General features: G+C 38.1%; 8 protein-coding genes. 5 read left to right on the forward strand and 3 right to left on the reverse strand.

Annotated elements, in window-relative coordinates; translation table 11 throughout:
- Positions 1–831 precede the first annotated feature (831 nt).
- The 3 genes from spt to AC1DDX_RS17270 are packed head-to-tail and all read left to right on the forward strand — an operon-like array spanning position 832 to position 4,138.
- On the forward strand, positions 832–2,037 hold the full coding sequence (gene spt / locus AC1DDX_RS17260) for a serine palmitoyltransferase (RefSeq protein WP_048905335.1): 1,206 nt from the start codon (positions 832–834) through the stop codon (positions 2,035–2,037).
- Complete coding sequence (locus tag AC1DDX_RS17265) at positions 2,034–3,152, forward strand: hypothetical protein (protein ID WP_288879366.1); 1,119 nt, start codon at positions 2,034–2,036, stop codon at positions 3,150–3,152. The genes spt and AC1DDX_RS17265 overlap by 4 nt, the downstream gene beginning before the upstream one ends.
- Complete coding sequence (locus AC1DDX_RS17270; RefSeq protein ID WP_172662998.1) at positions 3,149–4,138, forward strand: NAD-dependent epimerase/dehydratase family protein; 990 nt, start codon at positions 3,149–3,151, stop codon at positions 4,136–4,138. The genes AC1DDX_RS17265 and AC1DDX_RS17270 overlap by 4 nt, the downstream gene beginning before the upstream one ends.
- A gap of 1 nt (position 4,139) precedes the next feature.
- Here AC1DDX_RS17270 and xseB read toward each other — a convergent pair whose 3' ends face one another.
- From xseB to AC1DDX_RS17285, 3 genes are read right to left on the reverse strand one after another with little or no spacing between them, the layout of a single operon-like run.
- Entirely contained in the window at positions 4,140–4,340 is a 201-nt protein-coding gene (gene xseB, locus AC1DDX_RS17275; RefSeq protein WP_288879367.1) for an exodeoxyribonuclease VII small subunit, read from the reverse strand.
- Complete coding sequence (xseA, locus tag AC1DDX_RS17280; protein ID WP_288879368.1) at positions 4,318–5,709, reverse strand: exodeoxyribonuclease VII large subunit; 1,392 nt, start codon at positions 5,707–5,709, stop codon at positions 4,318–4,320. Before xseA ends, xseB begins: the two co-directional genes overlap by 23 nt.
- Positions 5,684–6,724 carry a S66 peptidase family protein gene (locus tag AC1DDX_RS17285; RefSeq protein ID WP_288879369.1) on the reverse strand — a complete coding sequence of 347 codons (1,041 nt, stop codon included), beginning with the start codon at positions 6,722–6,724 and terminating at the stop codon, positions 5,684–5,686. The genes xseA and AC1DDX_RS17285 overlap by 26 nt, the downstream gene beginning before the upstream one ends.
- A 171-nt stretch (positions 6,725–6,895) precedes the next feature.
- Here AC1DDX_RS17285 and AC1DDX_RS17290 point away from each other — a divergent pair, with 171 nt between their 5' ends.
- Positions 6,896–7,921, forward strand: a complete 1,026-nt coding sequence (locus tag AC1DDX_RS17290) for a DUF6807 domain-containing protein (protein ID WP_448103947.1) — start codon at positions 6,896–6,898, stop codon at positions 7,919–7,921.
- A 36-nt stretch (positions 7,922–7,957) separates the two neighbouring features.
- Positions 7,958–8,794, forward strand: coding sequence for a 3-keto-disaccharide hydrolase (locus AC1DDX_RS17295; protein WP_477622324.1), 837 nt, complete (start codon positions 7,958–7,960; stop codon positions 8,792–8,794).
- The last annotated feature ends 23 nt before the right edge of the window (positions 8,795–8,817 follow it).

Genomic DNA, 8,817 nt, shown 5'->3' on the forward strand with positions numbered 1-8,817 from the left:
CTACAGCATCGTTTTAGGTTTTTATCAATTACGTTACATGATAAAACGTTATACAATAAGGGGGATTTGTCATGAAATTGTTTTTATTTTTTTCGTTGAAAACAAATTAACAATATCGCTCGTTATATGATCAGTTTGTTTGGTTTAGGTTGGTCTGTGGTGGACCAACCATCTATTAATAACAGGGATAATCGCCAGATTCATCCCTGTTTCCTTTTAATGCATCCTCGCCCTTCATCCGTTTCCTATATCACTTTAAAAAGATACTTAATTGACAAAAGGCCTTCAGAGTCGTTGCAAAGCCGTTCAATACTCGTCTGGAAGTCGTTGGTAACATAAAATAGATTTAGCATAAAATTTCGTCGAGATGACGACAGCTCAGAATGACGAGGTGTTATGAACAAACTCAATCCAGACGGCCTAAAATGCGGTATTACGGAGTCTGCTGTTCACCTGCAAACAGCGGTAGGCAAAAAAAAAGAGTTTCATTTGACTAAAATACTATTGAAGTCAGAGTGTAGGATTATAAAAATCATTATCTTTGGCCTGCAAAAAGCAATTTTTTTCTTAATAATTCGGAGCTATTCGAATTAAAATTATAAGAAAATTGTAATTTTTGTTTTAAAAATTAATATATTCAAACTTGGTTGAGTTCAAGTTTTGTTTTCTGTATTTATGATCTTAGATTTGAGAAGTTTTTTTTAATTGGCATAGATGTTGATTTTTCAAACTAATTACAAAAGGGGATTATATAGATTTAGGAATCATTTCTTGGAACATAAACCGACATCAACAATAACCAACCCTGTAATCTAAACATATAGTACTAGCATGCGCAAAAAATTACAAGATAGGATAGCAGCTTTTAAAGATGCTTCAGCAATTAAGGAAAAAGGCTTATATCCTTACTTCCGAGCAATAGAATCAGCACAGGATACGGAAGTGATGATAGATGGGAAGAGAGTTCTGATGTTTGGTTCTAACTCCTATCTAGGGTTAACAAATCACCCAAAAATTAAAGAAGCAGCAAAAGCTGCAGTTGATAAATATGGCACTGGTTGTGCCGGATCAAGATTTCTAAATGGTACACTTGACATACATATTGAACTGGAAAAAAGACTGGCTGCATATGTAGGTAAAGAAGCTGCCGTTCTTTTTAGCACAGGATTTCAGGTTAATTTAGGTGTAATATCATGTTTACTTGATAGAAATGACTACCTAATTCTTGACGAATACGACCATGCTTCTATCATTGATGGCAGCAGATTATCGTTTTCACGTTCTATAAAATATGCACATAATGACATGGATGATTTGCGCAAGAAATTGAGCAGATTGCCTGAAGATGCTGCAAAACTAATTGTTGCCGATGGTATCTTCAGCATGGAGGGTGACCTGGTTAATTTACCGGAGATCGTAAAAATTGCTGATGAGTTTGGCGCAAACATTATGATGGATGATGCACACAGCTTAGGTGTAATCGGCTTTAATGGTTCCGGGACTGCTTCTCACTTTGGATTAACTGATAAGGTTGATTTGATTATGGGTACTTTCAGTAAGTCATTAGCTTCGCTAGGCGGCTTTATTGCAGGATCTGAAGAAACTATAGAATTTGTGAAACACAGAGCACGCTCATTGATGTTCAGTGCAAGTATGCCACCTTCGGCTGTTGCAAGTGTTATTGCTGCCCTTGATATTATTGAGTCTGAGCCTGAGCGTATAGATCAGCTTTGGGCCAATACAAATTATGCTAAGAAATTACTTTTAGACGCCGGCTTCGATATAGGTCATACTGATAGCCCGATTATTCCGGTTTACATCAGAGATAACGACAAAACTTTCTTGATCACCAATATTTTAAGCAAGAACGGAATATTTGTAAACCCTGTGGTTTCGCCTGCTGTACCATCAGACTCTTCTCTTTTAAGATTCTCGTTAATGGCTACACATACTTTTGCTCAGATAGAGGAAGCTGTTGAAAAAATTGCAGCGGCTGCTAAACAAGTTAAAGTTAATTTATCACAGGTAACTATATGAGAAACATAGTTGCAGTTAGCAATAAAAAGCAATTAGGTCAGTTTATTGATTTCCCTCACGACCTTTATAAAGGGGATTCGAATTATGTTCCAGAGCTCTTTATAGCTCAAAGAGACTTACTTACAACACATCCTTTTCATAAACACTCTTCATTGCAGTGTTTTTTGCTTTTCGAAGGAGACAAAATCATAGGCAGAATTGCCGCTATACTGAACAATAACTATAATATTTTTAACAGTGCAAATGATGGTTTCTTCGGTTTTTTTGACTGCATAAACGATCAGGAGGCTGCTAATTTATTATTTGATACTGCAACCAAATGGTTAAAAGATAAAGGTGTAACAGGCGCTATTATTGGCCCAGTTAACTTCTCTACCAATGAATCTTGTGGTTTATTGATCGAAGGATTCGATTCTCCTCCGGTTGTTATGATGCCTTACAACGCAACCTACTACTCTGCTTTAATGGAGGGCTGGGATTTGAAAAAGAAGGTAGATCTTATTGCCTGGAAATTTAATGGTGATAATTACGACGACCGCTCTGTAAAACTTATGGACAGGTTAGAGGAGCGTTTGAATAGGAATAACATCACCATCCGTAAGATCAACATGAAGAACTTTAAACAGGAAGCGGCCAACCTGCGTGAGGTTTACAATAAAGCATGGGATAAAAATGCTGGCTTTGTACCATTAAATGATGAGGAGTTTGACTATCAGGCTAAAGATCTTAAACTGGTACTTGATCCTGATTTTTGTTTTGTTGCAGAACAAGATGGTAAACTTGTTGGTTTTGGCGCTGCCATTCCGGACATGAACCAGATCCAGATTAAAATTAAAAAAGGAAGGCTCCTTCCTACAGGTATATTTAAATTATTATTTGGTAAGAAAAACGTTAAAGGAATAAGAATTTTACTTCTGGGCGTTGTTGATGGTTATCGTAAAATGGGCATCGAAGCTTGTATTTATGGTAGTATCATTAAATCTTACAAAGCTAAAAAGTTCGAATACGCTGAGGCGGGATGGACATTAGAGCATAACGATCTTGTTAATAATGCAATTATTGCCATCAAAGGCGATCCTTATAAAAAATACAGGATCTACGAGAAAGCCATATGAGTAAAAGGGTATTAATTACCGGTGCTACAGGTTTTGTGGGTTATCATCTTATTGAGAAAGCAATACAGTCTGGCTTAGAGGTTTATGCTGCTGTTCGCAAAAGCAGTAATAAAAGTCACCTGAGTGTATTTGACATTAAGTATATTGACCTGGACTATAGCTCTGTAGATAATTTAAGATCTCAGCTCGAAGAACATCAGTTCAACTATATTATTCATGCTGCCGGTATTACCAAAGCTAAAACAAAAGCGGAATACAATAAGATAAATGCTGAGTTTACCGAGTACCTTGCTGTTGCCGCAATTACTGCCAGTATCAGACTAGAAAAGTTTGTTTTTGTGAGTAGTCTGGCTGCTTTGGGTCCGTTGGTTGATCTTAGTAAGGAAATTAAAGAGGATACTCCTGCCCATCCGGTAACTAATTATGGAACAAGTAAATTACTTGCCGAAAAATACTTATCTGAAATTCCGGGTCTGCCGCTGATCACCATTCGCCCCACAGCGGTGTATGGCCCTCGTGAAAAGGATATTTTTATTCTATTTAAAAGTATAAGCAGAGGTCTGGAACCTCACATAGGCAGTTTTAAACAGCAGCTGAGCTTCATTTATGTAAAAGACCTTGCTGATGTTATTGTAAATTCTCTTTTTGTTAAGATTAATGGAAAGCAATACAATATTTCGGACGGCAATGTTTACGATCGTTATGCGCTTGCTGAACTGGTTAAAAAGACACTAAAGCAAAGAACTTTTAAGTTCCATTTACCCGTACCTGTTGTTGGAGCTATGGCTTCATTTATGGATTTCATTTATTTAAACAGTAAGAATACGCCTACCTTAAATAAAGAAAAGATGGCAGAGCTTACTGCTATTAACTGGGCTTGCAATATTGACAGCGCAAAGCAGGATCTTGGCTATGCACCTAAGTTTAATCTTGAAAAGGGATTAATTGATACAGTTAAGTGGTACAAAGCCAATAACTGGTTATAGTTTATTGGTTCTCCATTTGTTTAATGATCTTGTTTACTTCTATTTCTGTTGCCCTTAGTTTGGTTTGGCAAAACTCAATCAGTTCCGATGCACGCTTAACCTTATCAGCAAGTACATCTACTGAAACAGATTCATTCTCTATTTCCTGTGCAATCTCAGTTAGCTCCTTATAGGCAGCCTCATATGTTAAATTCGTTCCCATTGTATCTGGATTTAGATTTTACTGTTGTCTTTATTTCTGTTGTAGCCAATCTGACTGTTAACTCCTGACCGGCTTCTACCCCATCTGCATTGCTTACAATCTTCCCGTCTATTTTTATAATCGCAAAGCCTTTATTGAGGATACTTTGCGGACTCATCAATTTTACCAGCGACTGAAAGTGGCCTATATAACCTCTTTTATTAGCAAAATACATTCTGCTGTATGATTGCAGGTTGCTGTTTAGGTTACTGAGGTCCTTACGCCTGTTTGAGATGATTATTTTAGGGTTGGTGAGTATCAGGCCTGATAAATTTAAAATACTTCTGTGATGCTCATGCAACAGGTTTCTTGTGGTGTTTATGGTAATCTGATTCAGATGATTAAGCCTGTCTTTATGATGATTGATCATTTGATATGTTTTAATCAGCATCATTTTCTGAATGCTCAATACCGATTCCTCAAATGCCCTGTTATGCGCAATTATTAACTCAGCTGCTTTGGTTGGTGTTTTGGTTGAAGTATGTGCCATAAGATCGGCAATGGTTTCATTCTTCTGGTGCCCTATTCCTGTAATTACCGGAATGGGAAATTTAGCGATTGCCCTGCTCAGGTCGTAATTATCAAATATGAGAAAATCGGTTTGCGAACCACCGCCTCTAATGATAACCACTGCGTCATATGCTTTGGCAGATTGATATACTTCTATGATCTTGTTAAGAATCTGTTTGGCATTTACATCACCCTGCACTAGGGTAAAATAGTTATCAATTATAAAATTGTACCCAAATGAGTTATTTTCAAGCGTATGCTTAAAATCCATATAACCCGCAGATGTATCTGAGGAAATAACGGCAATATGTTGTAATACTTTATTTAATTGCAGGCCACTGTTTTTAGTAAAGTACTGCTCTCCCCTTTTTTGAATGAATTCGGGATTTTCCCTGACCAGCCTTTCTAGCGTATCTTTTCGTTGCTGTTCAAATAGGCCGAGGGTAAAGTTGGTATCTATATCTATCAGATTTAGCTGCAGGCCAAAAGCGGGGTTATATTGAACGGTAACCTGTACCAAAACATTAATATCGTTTTTAAACTTCTGTCCGGTTGCCTGTTCAAAGTTGGCAATGTTTACAGAGGCGTTTCCCCAGGCCCTTCCGGCAATTTTAGCGAGAATCCTGTTAGATGATTTTTCTTTCTCTACCAGTTCAAAATAATGGTAATTGCTTTGTGGCTTGTAGGTATAATTGGTAACATCGGCAATTACCCAAAAGGTTCTTTGTCCGAATACCCCATCTATTGCCTGCTGGATTTGACCGGTAAGCTCAGAGAGTTTTATGGAAGCAGGATTAGATGGATACAAGGGAACTGCCATTTTCATCTACATTAAGGATATGCTTTGCACCGCATTTGAGTGCAAAGTTATTGATTTGATGACCCACAGGGAAATCAAAACATACAGGGTAATCATATTCCTTTATTTTCTCTGTTACGATCTCGTAAACTGTCCTGCCAAATTCTTCGCCCGGAGTTTCTTCTTTTAAGCTAAAGCCTCCTATAATTAATCCTTTAAGCTTATCTAGTTTTCCGCTGCGTTTTAGGTTCCAAAACATTCTGTCGATACTGTACAGTTCTTCATGGGTGTCCTCCACAAATAAGATGGCATCATCAGTTTTAAGATCGGAATTGCTTCCCGCAAGGGTTTCAATGAGGCTAAGGTTGCCCCCTACTAAAACACCTTCTATTTTACCCGGCCGGTTATAACTTACCGGTGGCGCAGTGTATTTAACATCCTCGCCGGTTAGTACCTGTCTTATCGAGAGAATTGTTTCTATTTGAATGGGTTTTGCCAGCAGCCAATCGTTTGGAAAGCTGTTGCACATTTTAGAATGTATGGTTGCAATACCATAATTGCTATGAATATGTGTATGAAGAACCGTGATATCGCTAAAGCCTATTATCCATTTTGGATTGGCTTTGAACTTTGTAAAATCCAGCTTATCAATTATCCGTACCAGTCCGTAGCCCCCTCTGGCACACATAATTGCTTTGATATTAGGATCATCTAACATCCGCTGCAAATCTGCTGCTCTTTCCTGATCGGTACCTCCAAGTGAAAAGTCTTTTGCTCCTATCGTTTTCCCGGTTTCGACCTTAAAGCCCCAGCCTTGCATCAATTGTACGGATGGCTGGATGTCTAATAAAGAGATGTAGCTGGCCGGACTTGTTATTGCTATGGTATCGCCCGGCTTAAGGTACGGTGGTATTTTTGATTTAGCCAACTCTGAGGTTATCACTTTATTTACCGCCTCAGTATTACTCCATACCTTTGACGTTGAAGCAGATACTCCGGCTGTGACAACAAAGGAAAGAAAATGTTTACGGTTCATTTTGGGTGGCTTTTTCTATATACAATTATAAGGCTAATTGCTGAAATCTGGAGGCATTCTTCGCAATCGTTTTCGTAATATTTCAATATCAAAATGCATTTTTCTGGGGAATTTCAATTCCAAGAGCGGTATATTAGTTAACCAAATATGTTTAAAATCTGGACAATCTGAATGAAAAAATACTTGATTATTGCCTGTTGTTACTTTAGCTTAAATGCTAATGCGCAAAATAAAAATGTTTCTCTTGTAAGAAATGATCAGGAGCGCAAAGTCGATGTGCTGATAGATGGTAAACCCTTTACCAGTTTTATCTATCCTGAGAATATGGAAAAGCCCATACTCTATCCGATACTCGCTGCCGATGGTGCTATTGTAACCAGGGGCTTTCCTTTAAATAAACGCGAGGGCGAACGCGTAGATCATCCGCACCACGTTGGCTTGTGGCTTAACTATGAAAGTGTAAATGGGCTAGACTTCTGGAACAACTCTTTTGCTATACCTGCAGAAAAGAAAGTAAAATATGGATGGATCAGGAATGTGAAGGTAGACAAGGTTGAAAACGGCAAAGCCAGTGGTAAGTTAAGCTATACCGCGAACTGGGAAAATCAGGCCAAAGATATACTGTTAAAAGAGCAAACTACATTTGTTTTCTCGGGAACTGACAATGCCAGAATTATTGACAGAATAACCACACTTACTGCTCAAAAAGACACTGTGAAATTTAAAGATATTAAAGATGGTATGCTAGGTATCCGTGTTACCAAAGAGCTGGAATTCCCTTCAAATAAAGTAGAAGAATTTACTGATAGTCAAGGAAATACAACAAAAGTTTCAGCATCAGGTAACGGCGCAAATGGCACCTATTTAACCAGTGCCGGTAAAAAAGGTAATGATGCCTGGGGCACCAGAGGTAACTGGTGTGTTTTATACGGAGTTAAAGAAGGCAAATCGCTTTCTGTAGCAATCATAGATCACCCTAAAAACCCCGGCTATCCTACTTACTGGCATGCACGTGATTACGGTTTGTTTGCTGCTAATCCACTTGGACAGGCCATATTCAGCGAAGGAAAAGAATCTTTAAATCTAACCCTAAAACCTGGCGCATCTGTTACTTTTCGTTACAGAATCCTTGTAGGTTCAGGTACAGAAGTTTCTGCTGATACATTGAACAAGCAGGCTGCCAATTTTGGAAAATAACTCTTAAACATAGATTAAAACAAATAATACACACTAATGAAAAAAACAAAGTTACTGATTGTTGCTGCCCTGATGTTTGGAACCACTCCGTTTACATTACAGGCGCAAACAGGGAAATGGCAAAATCTTTTTAATGGAAAAGATTTACAGGGATGGAAACAATTAAACGGCCAGGCAAAATACGAAGTCGTAAATGGGGAGATTGTTGGAACTACGGTTTCAAACACTCCTAACTCTTTTTTAACGACAGAAAAAAATTATGGTGATTTTATACTTGAAGTAGAGTTATTGGTTGATAATTCTATGAATTCGGGTATACAGATCAGAAGTGAAAGTAAAGCTGATTATAATAATGGCAGGGTGCATGGCTATCAGGTGGAAGTAGATCCGTCTGACAGAAAATGGAGCGGTGGATTATACGATGAAGCGCGTCGCGGATGGTTATATCCTTTAGATATTAATCCTAAAGGTCAGGCTGCTTTTAAAAAGGATCAATGGAATAAATACCATATCGAGTGTATCGGTAACTCTATAAGAACCTGGGTTAATGGTGTTCCCACTGCAAATGTTGTAGATGCAATGACCCCATCTGGCTTCATCGCTTTGYAGGTACACGCAATTGGAAAAAATGACACTCCCGGCAAACAGATCCGCTGGCGTAACGTACGCATACAGACGGAAAACCTTAAGCCATCTAAAATAGACGACATTTATGTAGTAAACATGGTTCCTAATGATTTATCTAAGCAGGAAAAAGCAGAAGGTTTTTCTTTATTATGGGACGGAAAACTACTAACGGCTGGGTTGGTGCATACAAAACCAAATTTCCTGAAAAAGGATGGGAAATTAAAGATGGTGTGCTTAGCGTTGTAAAATCTAATGGTGCAGAATCTACT

It is taken from the genome of Pedobacter sp. 10L46_2 (assembly GCF_056395165.1).

Excerpts from the sequence above, each read along its gene's own strand:
- spt (WP_048905335.1), top strand. The coding sequence starts at position 832 with ATGCGCAAAAAATTACAAGATAGGATAGCAGCTTTTAAAGATGCTTCA.
- AC1DDX_RS17265 (WP_288879366.1), top strand. The coding sequence starts at position 2,034 with ATGAGAAACATAGTTGCAGTTAGCAATAAAAAGCAATTAGGTCAGTTT.
- AC1DDX_RS17270 (WP_172662998.1), top strand. The coding sequence starts at position 3,149 with ATGAGTAAAAGGGTATTAATTACCGGTGCTACAGGTTTTGTGGGTTAT.
- xseB (WP_288879367.1), bottom strand. The coding sequence starts at position 4,340 with ATGGGAACGAATTTAACATATGAGGCTGCCTATAAGGAGCTAACTGAG.
- xseA (WP_288879368.1), bottom strand. The coding sequence starts at position 5,709 with ATGGCAGTTCCCTTGTATCCATCTAATCCTGCTTCCATAAAACTCTCT.
- AC1DDX_RS17285 (WP_288879369.1), bottom strand. The coding sequence starts at position 6,724 with ATGAACCGTAAACATTTTCTTTCCTTTGTTGTCACAGCCGGAGTATCT.
- AC1DDX_RS17290 (WP_448103947.1), top strand. The coding sequence starts at position 6,896 with ATGAAAAAATACTTGATTATTGCCTGTTGTTACTTTAGCTTAAATGCT.